Below are 19,526 nucleotides of genomic sequence, written 5' to 3'. Positions count from 1 at the left end.
GAGTGACTAGTGAGTGGTGATTAGTGATTAGAGCGCTGTGTCAGGGCGGCGGTCGCACCCCCGCTTGTCTACTCACTAATCACTAGTCACTAATCACGCCATGACCCTCCTCCTCGCCATCGACCAGGGCACGACCTCCAGCCGCGCCATCGCCTTCGAACTGGACGAGGCCGGCGCCCTTCATCCCGTCGCCGTCAGCCAGATCGAGCTGGCCCAGCATTTCCCGGCCTCGGGATGGGTCGAGCACGATGCGGCCGAGATCTGGACCGCCACCCTCCAGACCTGCCGCGAGGTGGTGCGAAAGGCGGGGGGTGTGGGCCGCTTCGCCGCGATCGGCATCACCAACCAGCGCGAGACTTCGGTCCTCTGGGACGCCGCCACCGGCGAACCCCTGCACCGGGCCATCGTCTGGCAGGACCGCCGCACCGCCGACGTCACCGCCCGGCTCGCCGCCGAGGGCCATGAAGCGATGGTCCAGACCGCGACCGGCCTGATCCTCGACCCCTATTTTTCGGCGACCAAGTTCGCCTGGCTGCTCGACGCCGTCCCCGGCGCCCGCGAACGCGCCGAACGCGGCGAGGTGAAGCTGGGCACGATCGAAAGCTGGCTGATCTGGAAGCTGACGGGCGGCCAGAGCCACGTCACCGACGCCACCAACGCCAGTCGCACCTCCCTGATGGACCTGAAGACGATGCAGTGGCGCGACGACCTCTGCGCCCTGTTCAACGTGCCTTCCGCCGCCCTGCCAAAGATCGTCGGCTGCGCGGAAGTGTCGGGCCACAGCGACCCGGCCCTGTTCGGCCGCGCCCTGCCCATCGCCGGATCGGCCGGAGACCAGCAAGCGGCCCTGGTCGGCCACGGCGCCCTCAACCCTGGCGACGCCAAGATCACCTATGGCACCGGCGCCTTCCTGGTCGCCAATGTCGGCGCAGAACCCGTCGCCTCGACCAGCCGCCTTCTGGGCACCCTGGGCTACAGCGCCGGAGGCCAGACCGCCTACGCTCTCGAAGGCTCCATCTTCTCGGCCGGGTCGGCGATCCAGTGGCTGCGCGACGGGCCGAAGCTGATCTCGGAATCGCGCCAGTCCGAGGCCATGGCCCAATCCCTGCCCGACAACGGCGGCGTCTATCTGGTGCCCGCCTTCACCGGCCTGGGCGCCCCCTGGTGGAACCCCGATGCGCGCGGGACCATCACCGGCCTGACCCGCGACAGCGGCCCCGCACACTTCGTCCGCGCCGCCCTGGAAAGCCTCGCCTACCAGACCCGCGACCTGCTCGACGCCCTCGCCGCCGACGGCGCCCCGCCCTTGCAGACGCTCAAGGTAGACGGCGGGGTCACCGCCAACGCCTTCGCCATGCAGTTCGTCGCCGACATCTGCGGCCTGCCGGTCGAGCGGCCCGCGTTTCAGGAGATGACCGCCCTCGGCGCGGCGCGTCTGGCGGCCCTCGGCGCGGGCCTGATCCCCGACCTGTCGCCCCATGTGACCGAATCTCCCGCCGTCTGGACGCCGCGCATGGATCAGTCTCAAAGAGAAAGCTTGTTGGGGGGCTGGCGCGGAGCGGTTCGTGCGGCCATTATTGCGGCGCAACAGAGCGGCTGAAGCCGCCATGGCTCAGGGGAGAAACCAATGACTGACATCGATCAGGACGCCCAGGCCGCCTTCGCCGGTACGCGCGAGGTCGACCCCCGCTACGCCCTGGACCAGCCGAAGCTGGAGGCCTGGCTGACCGATCATGTCGCGGGCTACGCCGGCCCCCTGACCATCCGCCAGTTCAAGGGCGGCCAGTCCAACCCGACCTATGAGCTGACCACCCCCACGGCCGCCTATGTCCTGCGCCGCAAGCCGCCGGGCCAGCTGCTGGCCTCGGCCCATGCGGTGGACCGCGAGTTCCGCGTCATCTCGGCCCTGGGCGCGCAAGGCTTCCCCGTCGCCCGCGCCTATGCGCTTTGCGAGGACGAGGGCGTCATCGGCTCGATGTTCTACGTCATGGAAAAGGTCGAGGGCCGCGTCCTCTGGGACCTGAAACTGCCGGGTCTGGAGCCCGCCGAGCGCCGCGCCATCTACGAGGCCCAGACGGACACTCTGGCCCAGCTCCACGCCTATGACCCCGAGTCCATCGGCCTGCGCGACTACGGCCGTCCCGGCAACTATTTCGCCCGTCAGGTCGGCCGCTGGACCAAGCAGTATCATGCGTCGGAGACCCACAAGATCCCGGACATGGACCGGCTGATCGCCTTCCTGCCCGACAGCCTGCCGCCCGAGGGCCCGGCCCGCGTCGTCCACGGCGACTTCCGCCTCGACAACCTCATGATCGACAACGACAGCCCGCGCGTGAAGGCGGTGCTGGACTGGGAGCTGTCCACCCTCGGCGATCCGATGGCCGACTTCTCCTATCTGCTGATCGGCTGGGTCCTGCCCGCCAGCCAGAAGAACGGCGTCAACGGCGCGGACCTCAAGGCCCTGGGTATCCCCTCGGTCGAGGAGACCGTCGCCCGCTATGCCGAAAAGGCCGGGGTCGCGCCCCCGACCAACCTCGACTGGCTGATGGCCTATAACCTCTTCCGCCTCGCCGCCATCTGTCAGGGCATCGGCGGCCGGGTCCGCGACGGCACCGCCGCCAGCGCCCACGCCGTCGCCATGGCCGCCCAGGTCGAACCCCTCTCCGCCGCCGCCTGGGACTTCGCGAAGAAGGCGGGGGCATAATTCTGGGCCGCGGTCGTCGACCCTTCGGCATCTCCCGACCCGACACGGCCTGAGCGCTCCGCGCTCGCCGACTTCGGACGTTGGGGACTCTTGCGCTCAAGTAGTGAGGCTCCCCGAGCCGAACGTAGCGCGGCGCGTCAGCGCCCCAGAGCCGGGCTTCACCCCGGCTCCCCGACCAACGTAAACGGCGCCCAGAAGGCGGGATGGCGCCATTCGCGGTGGGCGCGGACTTCCTTCATGCCGTGCTGCAGGGCGCGGGCCCGGTCGCCGATGTCGGCGCCCGGGGCGTCGAGCGCGGCGAACGTGTCGGAGATCAGGGCCGTGGTCGCGGCGTCCGACACCTCCCAGTGGGACACCAGCACCGACCGCGCCCCGGCGTAGAAGAAGGCCCGGGCCAGTCCCGACAGCCCTTCGCCGCCCGGCCGTCCGTCCGAGGCCGCCGTGTTGCAGGCCGACAGGACCACGAATTCGGCGTTCAGCCTCAGCTGGGCCGCCTCCGACGCGCTCAGATAGCCGTCGTCGGCCTCGGTCGCCTGATCGGGCGGGGTCAGGACCAGGCCGGGCTCCGCGAAGCTGGATCCCGCCATCAGGCCGTGGGTCGAGAAGACCACGAACCGCGCGCGCGACAGGGCCGCCGCATCTGCGCCCCGCACCGCCGTCTCGGTCGCCGCCGCCCCCGTCCGCACCAGGGCCGCCGGATAGCGGGTCTTCAGGGCGTCCAGCTCGGCCTTGGAGCCGGGCAGATAGGGCAGGGCCTTCAGCTTGGCGACGTCGGCCAGCGGCCCGCCCCCGAACACCGAATCCGCCCCCGGCGCCCCACGCGACGCCCCCGTCACCGGGGCTCCGGCCAGGATCGGCGCCCCGAAGGCGGCCAGGGAGAAGCCGGGCTGGCGCGATCCGGCGACCCGCGTGGTTCCGCTCGGCAGGGCCCCGCACCCCGGACTGCGCCGCGCCGGATCGGCCACCAGATAGCAGCGCAGGGCCTTGAGGCTGGACACCGAGGGCAGGGTCGCCAGGGCGTAGCGGTCGATCAACCAGGGCGCGGTGTCCAGAGCCTCCGGACCCGTGTCCGGGCCGTCCGGCGGCGCCGTCATCAGCACCGACAGCGGCAGGGCGGTCAGGGGGCCGGTCGTGACCGTAATAAGGGTCGTCTTGCCCTCGAACACGGCCTCCACCGGCTTCACCAGTTCGGCATAGAGGCGGTAGGCCCCGGCGCGATCAAAGGCCGGCGTCGGTCGTCCCGTCAGCAGGGCCGGGTCCAGCCAGTCCCCGTCGTCCCCGCGTGAGGCCGCCGCCGCCGTGGTCAGGGAGCCGCGCAGGGCGCCGACCGCTCGCGTCACCTCCGCCTCGGTCAGGGCCTCCGCCCGCGCCCATTCGACCCGGTCGCGCGACACGCCCCAGACATAGGTGGCCTCCGGATTGACCAGCACCAGCAGCAGGGCCTCGTCCGGCTTCAGCAGCCCTTGCGTCTCGCGGATCGTCAGGGCGCGGGGACTGGTCAGTTCGGAATAGGCGGGGAAGCGCACCTCGATGTCGGCGTCCACCACCTTCAGCCGCGCCGCCACGGTCTCGTATTCGGCCCGGACGGTCGTGCGCCGTCCCTGGGTCTGGGTGTCGGCGGCGGCGTAGAGCCGCTCCAGTTCCCGCTCCAGGGCGTCGCGCCGTCCGATCAGGGTCTCGCGCTCCTCGGCCAGGCGCCCCAGGGCGTCATCCCCCTGGGCGAAGCGGGCGGACACCTTGGCCAGGGCGTCGGCGGCGTCGGAGGCGATCGCCCACTGGGCCGCCTCGAAGGCTTCGGCGCGAAGAGATTCGGGCGTATCCGGCGAAACGGCCTGACCCAGGGCTGACCCCGCCATCGCCAGGGCCGCCGCCAGTCCCGTCAGTCCTGAAATCCAGCGCCCCACGTCCGCCCTTCCCTCGCCCGCTCCCGGGTCTATCAGTTGCTCAGAATCTGCACCTTGGTCCAGACCGAACCGCGATTGACGACGTCGATCCGCATCTTGCCGGGCCGGCTGCGCACCACGGTGCAGACCGGATAGTGGTCGCCGCGCCCGTCCTGACAGATCAGGGCGCCCTCGGCGTCGCGGACCTGCAGGTCGATATTGGTGTCGCCGTCGCCGATGGCGGCGACGCGCAGCACCTCGCCCCCCCGCGCCTCCAGCTCGAAGCCGTAGGTCTCGCGCGCCTTGATCTCGCGCACCATGAAGATCGGACCCCGGCCGAACGGCGAGGACCGCACGCCGCGCGTCGTCCCGCGCACCCGCGCCACTGCGTCGACCACGGCCTGATTTCCGGCGGCCAAGGTCAGGGCCTCGTCCAGCAGGGCGTCGGGCGTCAGGAAGGCCGTGCCCGCCGCCTCTTCCGACGGCCGCAACGGCGCCTCGGCCAGCATGCGCGCCGCCATGATGAGCGGCCCCGGCTCGCCGCGCCGACGGCCCCAGTCGGCCAGATGGGCGGCGGTGACGATCTGGGTGACGGCGTCGGCCTCGGGCGAGGCGGCGACCTCGGGCTCGGGCATTGTCTCGGGGTCCGCCGGCCTGGACATGGCCGCACAGGCCGTCGAGGCGGCGGCCAGCAGCACGACGGCCGATACCGTCCAACGCCCGAAACGCCCGTTCACGATCCGCTTCACCGATGCCCTCCCCACCCGACGCCGACAAAGCCTCCCGCGCGACAGGCGAGAGACCGGCGTCTCGTTCGGGCCCATAGTGGACGCCGCGGGAAAAAGCGCAAACTGACCGAACGTGACTACGCCTGATCGCCGGGAACGAACCGGCCCGCCCGGCCGGGGGCGCCGATCAGAGCGCAGCGGCGCTCAGGATGCGGCGATCCGTCTTCGCCTGCACCAGAACCGCCACGGCCTCGCCCGAGGCCGCACGCGGCGGCAGGGCGTAGAGGGCCGGGCGACCGGTCCAGGCCCCCAGCTTGCGCAGCGACCGCACCACATTGACGTGGCGCACGACCTGGCCGCGATTGTCGCCTTGGCCGACCGTCACCGTCTGGGCGCCGGGCGTATAGGTCACGGCCCAGACCTCGGCCCCGCCCGCCGGAACCCGGCCGGAGCCCACGCCCACCCGGTCGCCGGTCTCGCGAAACTCGATCTGAGGCGGCGGGGCGCGGTCGGCGGCGGCGGCGTCCACCGCCTGCTGCACGGCCGCGGCCGCCGTCCCCGAGGCCTGACGTCGGCCGTCGATCACCACCTGGGGCGTATAGACGTTGCGGACGCGCAGGGCCGTCCGATAGGCGTTCTGACGCTGGGCGAACTCGGGCCGGGCGAAGGTGTCGGGCCAGCCCAGATAGTCCCAGTAGTCGACCGCATAGGTCAGGGCCAGGACGCCCGGCTCTTCCGCCAGGGTCTCGACCACCCGGTTGGCCTCGGGGCAACCGGCGCAGCCCTGGGCGGTGAACAATTCCACCACCACCGGCTCCTGCACCGTCGTCGAACGCACGGCGCGATGGGTCCGCGTCGGCTGCGCCACCGACCCGACCGCGCTCGCGACCAGCACGGCCGCCGCACCCGCAATGAACAGACCCCTGAACCTCATGACCGCCACCCTAGCGCTACGCTGCGATCACGGCCCGTCATAATCGCGTGAGAGTCGCCGCGCTCAAGCAGCGAGGCTCCGCGAGCCGAGCGTGAGCGCTAGAACCATGTCCACCCTCAATCCATCAGCTGCTGCATCAGATAGGTGTAGTGCCGCGCCCACCGCCGCGCATTGGCCACCGGATCGGCGTCGTTGGAGTGACCCCCGGCCGTCTCCTCGTAGTAGAGCCGGTCATAGCCCATGTCGCCGAGGCGCGCGGCGAACTTGCGCGCATGGCCCGGATGGACCCGGTCGTCGCGGGTGTTGGTCGTGATGTACATGCGCGGGTAATCGGCCCCGGTCCTCAGGTTCTGATAGCCGGAATAGCGGGCGATGAAGGCCGCCTCGGCCGGGATGCGCGGATCGCCGTATTCCCCGATCCAGGAGGCGCCGGCGGGCAGGTCCGGATAGCGCAGCATGTCCACCAGCGGGCTCTCGATCACCACCGCATGATAGAGCTCCGGGTGCTGGGTGATCGACACCGAGGTCAGAACCCCGCCGTTCGACCGGCCATAGATGCCCAGACGCCGCGCCGAGGTGATCTTCCGCTCGGCCAGATCGCGCGCCACGGCGGCGAAGTCGTCAAAGGCCCGCTGGCGGTTTTCCTTCAGCGCCGCCTGGTGCCAGGCCGGGCCGAACTCGCCGCCGCCCCGGATATTGGCCACCACATAGGCGCCGCCCTTCTCCAGCCACAGCTTGCCCAGCTCGGGCTTGTAGGCGGGCGGGAAGCCGATCTGGAACCCGCCGTAGCCGAACATCATCGTCGGGGCCGATCCGTCCATCGGGGCGTTCCGGGGGCGGACCACGAAATAGGGCACCTTGGTCCCGTCGGCCGACGTCGCCTCGAACTGTTCCACCACATGGGTGGAGGCGTTGAACCGGGCCGGGGCGGTCTTGACCACATCGGCCCGGCTGGCCCGCAGATCGACCAGGGCGAGGGTCGAGGGGGTCAGGAAGCCCTCGAAATTATAGAACAGCCGCCCGGTCTTGCGGCTGGACGACCCCAGATGGACCGAGACGTTGTCGGCGGCCGGCAGGTCGGTCCGGATCCAGGGCGCGGAGCCGTTGGCGGTAAAGGCCACCACATGGCCGACGACATTGTCATAGATCGTCGCCACCACCCGGTCGTCGAACACCCGGACCTCGTCGATCGACTGGCGGGCGGTGGGGCTGACGATCACGTCGGCCTCGGTCGAGACATGGATGGGTCCGGTCGGGGTCCGGGGCCGAAGGCTGTTCAGGCTGACCGCCATCAGGGATCCGGCCCGGCGCTCGCCGCTATTGGGCAGGCCGGTGCGGGTCCAGGCCTCGTCGATGGTCAGGACCAGCCGCCCGCCCATGACGCCGTGGATCGTCGCCCGTTCCGGCAGAGCCAGCTTGACCAGATCCGTCCCGTCCAGCCACCAGGTCTCCGACCGGAAGGTGTCCAGGGGTCGGGTGAAGATCACCGCCAGCACCGCCCCATCCCCGTCGCGATAGACGCTCGGGCTGACGCCGTATCCGCCGTCAGCCGCGTCGCCCCGGAACAGTTCGGCGGCCGTCTCCAGGCTTCCGCCCCGCTTCAGCGCCTTGACGATATAGGGATAGCCCGACTCGGTCAGGGTTGCCTTGCCGTTCTCTTGGCCGAAGTCCGTCGCGACCAGCAGGGTGTCGCGATCCAGCCATTCGATCCGGTGCTTGCCCTCGGGCAGGATGAAGCCATCCTCCACGAACAGCTTGGTCGTGGTGTCGAACTCGCGCACCGTGACCGCGTCCTTGCCGCCGTCGGACAGCATGATCAGGCAGCGGGTCTCGTCGGGCGCCAGACAGTCGGCGCCCTTGAACACCCAGTCCTTGCCCTCGGCCTTCGACAGGGCGTCGATGTCGAGCAGAACCTCCCACTGCGGGCTCGCGGTGCGATAGCTGTCCAGGGTCGTCCGCCGCCACACCCCTTTCGGATTGGCCGCGTCCTGCCAGAAGTTGCCGATGCCGTCGCCGAGGAAGCTCGGGCTCGGCGTCCGGTCCGTCGCCGTCAGGATGGCTTCGGCCTCGGCCCGCAACCCCTCATAGCGCGGGTCGCCGGTCAGGGCCTTGAGCGACTTCTCGTTCTCGGCGGCGACGAAGGCCATCGCCTCCGCCCCCTCGACCTCCTCCAGCGCCAGATGCTCGTCGGCGGCCCGAACCCCCGCCGGCGACAGGTCGGCCGGCATGTGCGGCGGGGCCGACTGGGCGAGGGCGGACGACGCCATCAGGCTCGCCACGGCGGTCAGGATCAGGGAACGCATTGCTATACTCCGCTCATCCCGGCGAAAGCCGGGACCCAGATCTTTGGGCGTTCGGCGCCGCCCGTTCGCACAGAACCCGATCCCAGCCGCCGAAGCCAACGAAAGCCCAAACCTTCCGAAAGCACTGGGTCCCGGCTTTCGCCGGGATAAGCGGATAAATCAAAACCCTACTGCTGCGCCGGCGTGTCCATCAGGCGGCGCGACAGATAGGTGTATTCCAGCGCCAGACGTCGCGCGGTTTCACGCAGATTCGCCCCGGCGGCGTGTCCCCCGTCCGTATTCTCGTAGAACAGCACCGGATAGCCGAGTTCCTCCAGCCGCGCCGCCGCCTTGCGGGCGTGGCCCGGGTGGACCCGGTCGTCCTTGGTCGAGGTGTGGATGAAGACCTCGGGATAGGGCTGGCCCGCCGCCAGTCGCTGATAGGGCGAGTATTCCTGAATCCAGGCCCGCTGTTCCGGAATGTCCGGATCGCCGTATTCCCCGATCCAGCTGGCCCCGGCCAGCAGCTTGTGGAAGCGCAGCATGTCGAACAGGGGCACCTGGATGACGGCCGCATTGATCAGGTCAGGCCGCTGCGTCAGCATCGCCCCCATGAACAGCCCGCCCTGCGACCCGCCCATGACCCCGAGGCGAGGCTGGCTGGTGATCCCGCGCGCGATCAGGTCCAGAGCCACGGCCTGGAAGTCTTCGTGCGCCCTCTGGCGGTTCTGCTGCAGCGCCGCCTCGTGCCAGCGCGGGCCGAACTCGCCGCCGCCGCGCGTATTGGCGATCACATAGACCCCGCCCCGCTCAAGCCACAGCTTGCCCACCGTCGCCGAATAACCGGGCAACAGGGAGTTCTCGAACCCGCCATAGCCATAGAGCAGCGTCGGGTTTGAGCCGTCATTCGGCGCGCTTTCGCGATGGACGACGAAATAGGGGATCATCGTGCCGTCGGCCGAGCGGGCCTCGAACTGGTCGACCTTCAGGCCGGTGGCGTCGAACTTGGCCGGCATGGACTTGACCTGATCCACCGCCCCGGTCGCCGCATCGGCCAGCCACAGGCTGGATGGGTTCAGATAGCCGGCGACGGTGACGAAGACCTTGTCGTCGCGCTCCGAGCTCGACCCGACGCCGACGGTGACATTCTGCGGCAGGTCCAGACGGGTCCGGCTCCAGTCATTCGGGTCATAGACATAGACCGAGCCGCGCACGTTCTCGAACAGGGCCACGACCAGCCGGTTGCGCGTGACGTTCAGCCCCTCGATGGCCTCGCGCTCGCCCGGACGGATGACCAGTTCAGCCGTGGTCTTCGGATCGGCCAGCCAGGCGTCCACCGGCCAGGCGATGACGTCGCCGGTCTTGAAGGCCTGTCCCGAGGGCGCGGTCCAGTCCTGCTTCAGGCTGACCAGCATCTTGCCGGCCAGCAGGCCGTTGATGTTCGACTTGGGCGGCAGCTCCAGCTTCGTCGTCGAGCCGTCGGCGTTCAGGCGGAAGACCTCGCTCTCATAGAAGTTGATCGCCCGGTTGATCAGGGTCGCCTTGATGGCCCCGTCCGCGTCGCGAAGGGTGAAGGATCCGACCGAGACGTCCGTCTTCTGGCCCTCGAATACCTGCGGCGCCTGATCCAGGCTCTGACCGCGCTTCAGCAGCCGCACGGTGCGCGGATAGCCGGAATCGGTCAGGGAGCCGGCCCCGAAGTCACGCTCGACCAGCAGCGTATCCTGATCGATCCAGGTCGCGCCGCCCTTGGACTCCGGCAGGGAGATGCCGCCCTCCACGAACCGGCGCTCAACCGTGTCGTATTCGCGGATCGTCACCGCGTCCTTGCCGCCGTTCGACAGGCTGACCAGACACAGCCGCTCGTCGGGCGCCAGGCAGTCGACGCCCTTGTAGACCCAGTTGGCGCCCTCGGCGGCCGACAGGGCGTCGATGTCGAGGATGGTCTCCCACTGGGGCTCGGCCGTGCGGTAGCTGTCGAGCGTCGTGCGCCGCCAGATGCCGCGCACATGGTTCGCGTCCTGCCAGAAGTTGTCGATCGTGCCGTCGCGGTTGAAGCCCGGCGAGGGGATGCGGTCGCGCGACTGGACGATGGCCAGGGCCTCGTCATGCAGGGTCTGATAGCGCGGATCGCCTTGAAGCACGCCGAGCGAGGTGGTGTTGTGGGCCTTGACCCAGTCCATCGCCCGCTCGCCTTCGACCTCCTCCAGCCAGATATAGGGGTCGGTCGCCTCCGAGGTCGCGAACCCGGCGGCCGGCGAGGCGGCGGAAGGCGAGGCGGGAGACGCGGTCTGGGCCATGGCGGCGGTCGTCAGTCCTGAGGCGATGATGAGGGCGGCGGCCGAAACCAGCGGGCGGATCATGAAACTCTCCGGGAAATGGGCGGCGGCACCTTGGCCGTCCAGCCCCGCCCGGACAAGCCGCCGAACCTTACCGATTTGTCACATGGCGTCCGATCCCCCGACCGGGGCGCTCACCCCCCTTCGTCGGGAATGCACATCAGATTGCCGCAGGCCTTGCAGTGGACGGCGTCCGGGTCGTGGGTCTGCAGGCCGCAGCGTTCGCAGGGATGGCGGACCTTGTGCGGCTTGATCAGGGCCTGGGCCAGTCGAAGGAACAGGGTGATGCCCGACAGCATGATGGCGATGGACAGGAGCTTGCCGAGCGATCCCGGCAGGGTCACGTCGCCGAACCCGGTCGTCGTCAGGGTCGCCACGGTGAAATACAGGGCGTCCACATAGCCGGCGATGCCGTCGTGACCCAGGAAGGTCGCATAGACGAAGCCGGTCGTCACAAAGACGAAGGTCACCAGACCCGACAGGGCCCGCACGATCGCCTCCACCCGGGTGTCGTCATACCTGTGGCCCACCGTGCGCCAGAAGAAGTCCGAGTTCAGCAGGGTCCACAGCCGCAAAATCCTCAGGAAACCCAGGTTCGCCAGCCAGGCCGGGAACAGCAGGGTCGCCAGGATGAACAGGTCCAGCCAGACGATCGGCCGCTTGAGCCAGTCGCGGATGTCCGTCCAGGCGTAAGCCCGCGCCGCCAGATCCAGCGCCAGCACCGCCGCGATCAGATAGTCGATCACATAGAAGGCCCAGCCCGCCTCCTTCAGGATCGGCGCGGCGATGAAGAAGGCCACGATCAACAGGTCCACGGCGATGACCGTGAGCCGGAACCGGACGGCCGGCGGCTGGGTCCCGTGATAGAGGTAGCGAAGCCGCGCCCGCAGCCTCAGTCCGCCGTCCTGGGATGAGGTTTCCGCCTTCGCCATTCCACTATCCGCTCATCCCGGCGAAAGCCGGGACCCAGTGAGAACCGCCACTCAAGCGCCTGCCGGTGAATCTGTCCAACGCTTCCACGGGGTCGGGGCGGAGTTTTATCCGGGCGACAGCGAGACTATATGCCCTTCATGACCCAATCCCCAGGCTCTCGGGCCTTCGTCAAGATGAACGGCGCCGGCAACGACTTCGTCGTGGTCAATGCGCTCGACCGGCCCTTCGCCCCGACGCCGGATCAGGTGCGCGCCCTCGCCGACCGCCAGACGGGCCAGGGCTTCGACCAGCTGATCGCCATCGAGCCCTCAAAGAACGGCGGCGGCGCCTTCATGCGCGTCTGGAACGCCGACGGCGGGGTGGTCGAGACCTGCGGCAACGCCCTTCGCTGCGTCGGCTGGATGCTGATGCAGGCCGACGGCTCGGACCGCGTCGCCATCGACACCCTGGGCGGCCCGACCGTCGCCAGCGCGGCGGGTGATCACCGGGTCAAGGTGGATATGGGTCGGCCTCGTCTGGACTGGACCGAGGTGCCTCTCGCTGAAGAGATGGACACCCGCAACATCGAGCTCCAGATCGGCCCGATCGACGCCCCCGTCCTGCACACCCCGGGCGCCGTCTCCATGGGCAATCCGCACGTCGTCTTCTTCGTCGATCACACGCCCGGCGACGCCTTCGTGACGGCCAACGGCTCCCTGATCGAGCACCACCCCCTCTTCCCCGAGGGGGTCAACGTCGGCTTCGCCCATGTGATCGCCCGCGACCATATCCGCCTGCGGGTCTGGGAGCGGGGCGCCGGCCTGACCAAGGCTTGCGGCACCGGCGCCTGCGCCGCCCTGGTCGCCTGCGCCCGCCGCGGCCTGACCGACCGCGCCGCCCGCGTCGAGGTGGACGGCGGCGACCTGTTCATCGACTGGGACGAGGCGACCGACCACGTCTTCATGACCGGCCCGGTCGAGGTGGAGCGGACGGGCGTGCTGGAGATTTAGGCCGCGCATTCCTTGGGCCGCTTCTGTGGCTCTTCTAGGAAATAGATATCCAGCCGAGCCATCTGCTCTTCCCTTGTAAGATACAGGGCGCTTTATGCAGACATCACCGAGTATTCAATTTTGATAAAAATTGTCGCTTCAATGGACCTTGAGGCGACAACAATCACTATTCAGCTCTCAAATAAGATTCGGACATTCTGTCAGATACAGGAGAACGCTCACCGGCTCTTCCAAGTTCGAACTGATTTTCAAGATGGTTTATCCATGGAAGATGCTTCTCCACCTCACCTCGCGTTCGTCTTTCTTTTGTGAAGCGAGCGCGAGCGGAGACGACTCGGATCGGCCCCGTCTCGCTCCATTGGTCGACCCATTCGGCGCTTCCGGGATCGGACGCATCGACGAAACGCACAATCAAGGGCAGATCATCCGGCGTCAGGGCCACCCATGGACTGGGTGGCTCGATGGCCATGAGAGCTTGGAACGTCGCCGTTTCCAAATCGCGTGACGGCAGAAGCATTCGCGTAAACGGTATGAGCGGATCCCAAGACCCGCTGACTGTGAGAGAGCCAAAGGGCTCCGACGGTTCACTGACGTGTACCCCGAGACCGGCGAGGGTCGCGGCAATCACACCCCCATTTCCGGGCACACGAACAACCGCACACTCTCCACGAATGCTACGTTGATCAATCAGCCCTCCCGGCATGCCGGCGGTGTAGGCGCGATAGATCAACTGCTGGACCACCCGGGCCGTCAACGGTCGTCCATCCACCAGATAGCGAATCTCCAACTCGTAGTTCCGCTTCAGGGCGGGCGTGCTTCCACAGCCTGAAACCATGCCCGCAAGACCGACAGCGGCAGCGAGACGCAGGAGGTCACGCCGTGTCTCTGGTTCCGACATGTCGCGCGCTCTCGACGAGGCCGTCGGGGGCATCCCGCTCATTGTTCCGCTCCACTTCGACGTGTCCACGCCGTCGTGTGTATGGAACGGCGATTAAGAACCCGTCGCCCTAAGCCGCGCATTCCTTCGGCCTGGTCTCGCCCGGCCCGTACTGATTGCACGACCGGTCGATCTCGCCCTGGATCAGGTCGCAGGGGTTGGCGGCGTTGCAGGGCGGTCGGGTCGCTGGGCTGACGGCGATGCAGCGCTGGACCAGCCGGGCCGAAGCCGCCTCGCCGATGGCCTGACGACAGGGCGTCTCGGAAATCGGCACACGCTCGGGCGGAACCGGCGCGCGCGGCGGCCGGGCCTCCGCCGGAGCCGGGGGCGACGCCGCGGGAGCGGGCGGCGCCTCCGGCCTCGGACTGCAGGCCATCAGCGCCCCCGACAGGAAAAGGCCCGCCATGGCCGTCGTCTTCAAGGCCGGCCTCTTCAGGGTTCGCATCCGTCCGCCTCCCGCGTTTCGCCGCATCATGCGCCGTTGAACGCGGCCCGCAAGCCGCCCGTTCCGGGCGACGGCGCGGACGATCAGCCCTGCGCGGTTCAGCGTCTCAGGGCCGCCTCGACCGCCGCGCGTTGCTTGACGAACAGTTCGGCGCAGGCGGCGTCGGCCAGCTGGAACAGGCGGTCGAACTCGCCCCGGCTGAAGCCGCGCTTCTCGCCCGTGGCCTGGATTTCCACGATGGTCCCCGCGCCGGTCAGGACGAAGTTGCCGTCGGCCTCGGCGTTGGAATCCTCCTCGTAGTCGAGGTCGGCCACCGGAACGTCGTCGAACACGCCGCAGGATACGGCCGCCACCTGATCCAGGATCGGATCGCCGTTCAGCACGCCCTCCTTCTTCAGGTAGCCGAGCGCCGTCGCCATCGCCACCCAGGCGCCGGTGATCGAGGCCGTCCGCGTGCCGCCGTCGGCCTGGATCACATCGCAGTCGATCAACACCTGACGCTCGCCGAGCGCCTTCAGATCGACCACAGCCCGCAGCGACCGGCCGATCAGCCGCTGGATCTCCTGCGTCCGGCCCGACTGCTTGCCCGCCGCCGCCTCGCGTCGCCCGCGCGTGTGGGAGGCGCGGGGCAACATGCCGTATTCGGCCGTCACCCAGCCCTGACCTGTGTTGCGCATCCAGCCCGGCACCTTCTCCTCGATCGAGGCGGTGACCAGAACCTTGGTATGGCCGAACGACACCAGGCAGGAGCCCTCGGCGTAGCGGTTGACGCCGGTTTCCAGCGTCACCTCGCGGATCTGTTCGGGGGTGCGGCCGGACGGACGGACGGACATGGCAAGACTCCTTGAAGCGTTTGGCGCGCTGCTTATCCTGAAACCATGAGCCTGTCCCCCTCGCCATCCCTCGCATCGCGCGTGAGCCTGCGTCCCGCCACGGTCGCCGACGCCCCGATGCTGGCCGGATGGGACCGCCAGCCCCACGTCATCGCCTGCTCCAGCGACCGGCCCGATCTGGAGGTCGCCTTCGACGACCGCGACTGGGTCGAGGAGATCGAGACCTCGTCCACCGCCAGCTTCTACTGGATCGCCGAGGTCGAGGGCCGTCCGATCGGCGTCATGCAGGTCTGCGACCCCCATCTGGAACCGACGCACTATTGGGGCGAGATCGAGCCCGGCCTCGTCGCCATCGACATCTGGATCGGCCCGGCCGAGGCCCTGAACCGGGGCTATGGCACGCAGATGATGTCTCTGGCCCTCGACGCCGCCTTCGCCGATCCGGCCGTGACCGCCTGCGTCATCGACCCGCTGAACTCCAATACCGACGCCCATCGCTTCTATCAGAGGCTGGGCTTCTCCGTCGTCGGGCGCCGGATGTTCGACGATGACGACTGTCTGGTGCACCGGCTGGAACGCGCCGACTGGCGGGCGCGGAGGGCCGCCGCATGAAGCCGCCCCTGCTCGGCTCCGCCTCTCCTGACGCCCTGTCCGGTCTGGTCGGACTGGACGCGCGCGCCCGCGACATCTTCCGCCGCATCGTGGAATCCTATCTTCAGACCGGAGAGCCGGTCGGATCGCGCACCCTGTCCCTGACCGGCGTCTCCCTGTCGCCCGCCTCGATCCGCAACACCATGCAGGATCTGGCCCTGGCGGGCCTACTGGCCTCGCCGCACAGTTCGGCGGGCCGCATCCCCACCCATGCGGGCCTGCGCCTGTTCGTCGACGGCCTGCTGGAGATCGGCGACCTGGGCCAGGAGGAGCGGCGCGAGATCGACGCCCGCCTCGCAGGCCGTGGCCGCAGCTTCGACGAGGCCCTGAACGAGGCGTCGATCCTGCTGTCCGGTCTGGCGGGCGGCGCCGGCATCGTCGCCAGCCCGGTGCGCGACGTCGGTGTCAAGCACGTCGAGTTCGTCGCCCTGGGCCCCGATCAGGCCCTGGCCGTTCTGGTCGCCGAGGACGGGGCGGTCGAGAACCGGCTGATGAAGCTGTCCGCCGGGGTCACCCCCTCGACCCTGCGCGAGGCGTCCAACTTCCTCAACGCCCGCCTGCGCGGCCGCCCCCTGGCCGAGGCTGTGACCGAGATGCGCTCTGAACTGGACGCCGCCCAACGCGAACTGGACGCCGCCGCCGCCCGTCTGGTCGAGGACGGTCTGGCCGCCTGGTCCGGCGGGGCCGAGCGGGAGCGGGCCCTGATCGTGCGGGGCCGCGCCAATCTGTTGCAGGACCCGGAGACCGCCGCCGATCTGGAACGGGTCCGCGTCCTGTTCGATGATCTGGAGCAGAAGGAACAGCTGATCGGCCTGCTCGACGGGGTCGGCGCCGCCCAGGGGGTGCGCATCTTCATCGGCGCGGAAACGCGACTGTTTTCGCTTTCGGGTTCCGCTGTCGTCGCGGCGCCCTATATGAACGGCCGACAGAGGGTCCTGGGCGCCGTCGGCGTGATCGGGCCCGCAAGACTGAACTATGCCCGTATCATCCCGTTGGTGGACTACACCGCCCGGGTGCTCGGGCGAATGCTGGACGGAAACGACACGTGAGCGACACCCAGAACAACCCCACCCAGGCCGAACTCGACGCCATCGAGGCCGAGGCCGACGCCATCCTGGAGGCCGATGCGGCGGACGCGAGCGATCTGGCCCCGCTGGATCAGGTCATCGCCGAGCGTGACGAGTGGAAGGACCGCGCCCTGCGCGCCGTGGCCGAGATGGAGAACATCAAGCGCCGGGCCGAGACCCAGTCCAACGACGCCCGCGCCTACGCCATCCAGCGCTTCGCCAAGGATCTACTGGCTGTGGCCGACAATCTGGAGCGCGGCATCCAGGCGGCGCCCAAGGACGCCGGCGATGCGGCGGCCGCTCTCGTCACCGGCATGGAGCTGACCCAGAAGTCCCTGCTCTCGGCCTTCGAGGCCAACAACCTGCGCCGCGTCGCCCCCGAGCCGGGCGAGGCCTTCGACCCCCATTTCCATCAGGCCATGATGGAACAGCCGTCCGAGACGGTTCAGGGCGGTCAGGTGATCCAGACCCTCCAGCCCGGCTACGCCCTGTTCGGCCGCACCCTCCGCCCCGCCATGGTCGTCGTCGCCGCCAAGGGCTCCGGCGCCAAATCGGCCGCCGCCGCCTACGCCCCGGCCGAAACCACCGGCGGCGCCTTCGACGGCAAGGCGTAAAAGGGAGGGCTAGAAGCCCTTCCTCCAGGCGCCGATCAGGGCGAACTCCGGATCGGCGCCGGCCACATGACGCGGCTCGCGGCTGGCCACGCCCTGCAGGGTGAAGACCGACCCGTCCGCGAAGCGCCGTTCCGTCCCGAGAGTGAAGTCGATCTGGCGACCCGTCGGCCGGGCGTCGAAGCGCCGCATCGAGAAGGTCGGGGCGTCGAAATACTCGGCCGGTATGTCCGCCAGCAGCGCGCTGAACGCCCCGCCCTCCAGCCGCAGGGGCTGCGACAGGCCGAACGTCACCCGACCACAACCCATGACCCCGTTCCAGAACCCGCGCTGGGCCCAGGCCGGGCAATCGATCGCATAGCCCATCCGCCAGGACCGGCTGACCAGATCCCCGTCGCTGGACAGGAAGCGGCCCTGAACCTGGGTTTGGCCTTGGCCGATCTCGCCGCTGATCCGGCCCGGCCCCAGCTTCCAGTCGCCGGATACGGCGTAGAAGACGGTCTGCGACGGCAGGGCCAGGTCCGACCGCCCGGGCATGTAGCCGCCGAGCGGCGCCAGACTTTCATCCAGCGCGCCCATGCCGAAGCCCAGGCCGCCCTCGCGCCCCCGCCAGATCAGACTCGCCCGACCGTAGCTGGAGGCGTCACGCTCGACCGTCCGCAACAGGGCGCGGCGATCGCCGCCCCCGGCCTCGGCCGCGAAGGCGAAGCCAGACCCCAGGTCCATCACCCCCTGCATGGCCCGATCGGCCTGGGCCAGGGCCGCGAAGCCGTCTCCGGCTCCCGCATGGAAGGGGGAATCGGCCCCACCCTGCCCCTGCCAGGCCGAGAAGGACATCCGTCCGGCCTGGAGTCCGACCATGACCTCCCTGCGTGGCTCGTCGCCCAGCCAGGGCGAATCGGTCAGTCCCCGGCGCGGGACGACGGCTTCGGGCAGTTCCACCGGTTGGGCCGCGATCAGCGACAGGCGAGACCCGCCGGGGCCGGCCAGATCGGTCTGGACTCGACGGCGCGGCTCGGCGCTCTGGGGCTGGTAGGACCGCCCCGGCGCCATCGGGTAGACCCCGCCCAGGTTGATGCGGAACAGCCGATCATATTCGTCATAGCCGATGGTCGTCAGGGCCGTCTGGACGCGGAAGGCGTCGCCGAAGGCCGCGCCCACGAAGGAGCCCGGCTCGCTGGACGGCACCAGGGTCGCCCCCGAGGCCATCGGCACGGAGGTCACGCCCACCGGCGAAAAGGCGCCCGCCAGATCGAGCAGGCCGCGGCCGTAGACCACGTCGGTCCCGGCGTCTCCGGCTTCTCGCGCGGTGCGGAGCAGGATTTCCACCGCCTGACGGCCGGTCAGGTTGGGGAAGGCCTGAAGCAGCAGCGCCAAGGCCCCGGACACATGGGGCGCCGCGAAGGAGGTGCCGCTGACCCGCCAGCATGAGGTTCCGTCGCAGGCGGTGATGACGTCCTTGCCCGGCGCCGAGATATAGGCGTTGGCGGTGACCCCGGCCTTGTTCGAGAAATCGGCCATGAGGTTGGCCGAGTCGTGGGCGCCGACGGCGATGACCGCCCCGGCGAAGCGGGGGTCGATCGCATAACGGGCCGGCCAGCCGGGATTGGCTTCGCTGTCGTTGCCGGATGAGGCGACGATGATCGCCCCGGCGTTCACGGCGCGCAGCAGGGCCGCCTCGAAGGCGGAGCCCAGGGTCCCGTCCCCGCCCAGGGACATATTGATGATCCGGGCCCCGTTGGCGACGGCGTAGTCCAGCGCCCGCACGAGGTCCGAGGCCTTGAAGCAGCTGTCGTCGGTCGGATCGGTGCACTCCGACACCTCGGCCCGGATCGACATGATGGTCGATTCATAGGCGACGCCGATGGTGCCCAGACTGTTGAAGTTGGCGGCGATGATGGTCGCCGAATAGGTGCCGTGACGGTCCGTGCTCTGTGGCGTGTTGCGACCGACGACGACATCCGTCGACAGGGGCGAGATCCGGCCGACCAGATCGGGCTGGTTGAACTCGATGCCTGTATCCACCACGGCCACCACCTGACCCGCGCCGGTCGCGCCCCGGTCGAAGGCGGCCGAGGCCTTGATGTTGGCCAGGCCGAAGTTGCGCAGATACTCCGCCGACGTCGGAGAGGGCGGCGGCGGAGGCGGGGGTGGTGGCGGCGGAGGAGGCGGCGGTGGAGGGGGTGGCGG

The 19,526-nt window shown here is 69.3% G+C and carries 16 protein-coding genes; 6 read left to right on the top strand and 10 right to left on the bottom strand.

Annotation, left to right across the window (positions count from 1 at the left end; genetic code table 11):
• The first annotated feature begins 100 nt into the window (after nt 1-100).
• Nucleotides 101-1,600, top strand: a complete 1,500-nt coding sequence (gene glpK, locus ACT6QK_RS11525) for a glycerol kinase GlpK (protein ID WP_444597967.1) — start codon at nt 101-103, stop codon at nt 1,598-1,600.
• Between the two features lie 27 nt (nt 1,601-1,627).
• Nucleotides 1,628-2,704 carry a phosphotransferase family protein gene (locus ACT6QK_RS11520; RefSeq protein ID WP_444597966.1) on the top strand — a complete coding sequence of 359 codons (1,077 nt, stop codon included), beginning with the start codon at nt 1,628-1,630 and terminating at the stop codon, nt 2,702-2,704.
• Nucleotides 2,705-2,862: 158 nt separating this feature from the next.
• Here the strand turns inward: ACT6QK_RS11520 and ACT6QK_RS11515 are convergent, their stop codons facing one another.
• From ACT6QK_RS11515 to ACT6QK_RS11490, 6 genes are all read right to left on the bottom strand, one after another.
• On the bottom strand, nt 2,863-4,608 hold the full coding sequence (locus ACT6QK_RS11515) for a CHAT domain-containing protein (RefSeq protein ID WP_444597965.1): 1,746 nt from the start codon (nt 4,606-4,608) through the stop codon (nt 2,863-2,865).
• 32 nt (nt 4,609-4,640) lie between these two features.
• Nucleotides 4,641-5,336, bottom strand: coding sequence for a hypothetical protein (locus ACT6QK_RS11510; protein WP_444597964.1), 696 nt, complete (start codon nt 5,334-5,336; stop codon nt 4,641-4,643).
• 166 nt (nt 5,337-5,502) lie between these two features.
• Nucleotides 5,503-6,249: a DUF1223 domain-containing protein gene (locus ACT6QK_RS11505; protein WP_444597963.1), complete on the bottom strand. Its 747-nt coding sequence runs from the start codon at nt 6,247-6,249 to the stop codon at nt 5,503-5,505.
• 116 nt (nt 6,250-6,365) lie between these two features.
• Nucleotides 6,366-8,552: a prolyl oligopeptidase family serine peptidase gene (locus ACT6QK_RS11500; RefSeq protein ID WP_444597962.1), complete on the bottom strand. Its 2,187-nt coding sequence runs from the start codon at nt 8,550-8,552 to the stop codon at nt 6,366-6,368.
• A gap of 167 nt (nt 8,553-8,719) precedes the next feature.
• Nucleotides 8,720-10,894, bottom strand: coding sequence for a prolyl oligopeptidase family serine peptidase (locus tag ACT6QK_RS11495; protein WP_444597961.1), 2,175 nt, complete (start codon nt 10,892-10,894; stop codon nt 8,720-8,722).
• Between the two features lie 110 nt (nt 10,895-11,004).
• Nucleotides 11,005-11,802 carry a potassium channel family protein gene (locus ACT6QK_RS11490; RefSeq protein WP_444597960.1) on the bottom strand — a complete coding sequence of 266 codons (798 nt, stop codon included), beginning with the start codon at nt 11,800-11,802 and terminating at the stop codon, nt 11,005-11,007.
• Between the two features lie 138 nt (nt 11,803-11,940).
• Here ACT6QK_RS11490 and dapF point away from each other — a divergent pair, with 138 nt between their 5' ends.
• On the top strand, nt 11,941-12,792 hold the full coding sequence (dapF, locus tag ACT6QK_RS11485) for a diaminopimelate epimerase (RefSeq protein WP_444597959.1): 852 nt from the start codon (nt 11,941-11,943) through the stop codon (nt 12,790-12,792).
• A 166-nt stretch (nt 12,793-12,958) separates the two neighbouring features.
• On the opposite strand, the gene ACT6QK_RS11480 is transcribed toward dapF, so the two are convergent.
• From ACT6QK_RS11480 to rph, 3 genes are all read right to left on the bottom strand, one after another.
• Nucleotides 12,959-13,579 carry a hypothetical protein gene (locus tag ACT6QK_RS11480; protein WP_444597958.1) on the bottom strand — a complete coding sequence of 207 codons (621 nt, stop codon included), beginning with the start codon at nt 13,577-13,579 and terminating at the stop codon, nt 12,959-12,961.
• 220 nt (nt 13,580-13,799) lie between these two features.
• Nucleotides 13,800-14,135, bottom strand: coding sequence for a hypothetical protein (locus ACT6QK_RS11475; RefSeq protein ID WP_444597957.1), 336 nt, complete (start codon nt 14,133-14,135; stop codon nt 13,800-13,802).
• A gap of 137 nt (nt 14,136-14,272) precedes the next feature.
• Entirely contained in the window at nt 14,273-15,007 is a 735-nt protein-coding gene (gene rph / locus ACT6QK_RS11470) for a ribonuclease PH (RefSeq protein WP_444597956.1), read from the bottom strand.
• Between the two features lie 81 nt (nt 15,008-15,088).
• Here rph and ACT6QK_RS11465 point away from each other — a divergent pair, with 81 nt between their 5' ends.
• From ACT6QK_RS11465 to grpE, 3 genes are read left to right on the top strand one after another with little or no spacing between them, the layout of a single operon-like run.
• Nucleotides 15,089-15,619 carry a GNAT family N-acetyltransferase gene (locus ACT6QK_RS11465; protein ID WP_444597955.1) on the top strand — a complete coding sequence of 177 codons (531 nt, stop codon included), beginning with the start codon at nt 15,089-15,091 and terminating at the stop codon, nt 15,617-15,619.
• Nucleotides 15,616-16,707, top strand: coding sequence for a heat-inducible transcriptional repressor HrcA (hrcA, locus tag ACT6QK_RS11460; protein ID WP_444597954.1), 1,092 nt, complete (start codon nt 15,616-15,618; stop codon nt 16,705-16,707). The genes ACT6QK_RS11465 and hrcA overlap by 4 nt, the downstream gene beginning before the upstream one ends.
• On the top strand, nt 16,704-17,339 hold the full coding sequence (grpE, locus tag ACT6QK_RS11455) for a nucleotide exchange factor GrpE (protein ID WP_444597953.1): 636 nt from the start codon (nt 16,704-16,706) through the stop codon (nt 17,337-17,339). Before hrcA ends, grpE begins: the two co-directional genes overlap by 4 nt.
• Before the next feature lie 9 nt (nt 17,340-17,348).
• Here grpE and ACT6QK_RS11450 read toward each other — a convergent pair.
• Nucleotides 17,349-19,526: S8 family peptidase (locus ACT6QK_RS11450; protein WP_444597952.1), on the bottom strand; the 2,178-nt coding region annotated here is incomplete at its 5' end.

The sequence above is a fragment of the Brevundimonas sp. genome (assembly GCF_052436175.1).
Lineage (GTDB): Bacteria > Pseudomonadota > Alphaproteobacteria > Caulobacterales > Caulobacteraceae > Brevundimonas.
Note: the sequence above shows the minus strand (reverse complement) of the source record. Positions and strands in the feature narration are given on the sequence as shown.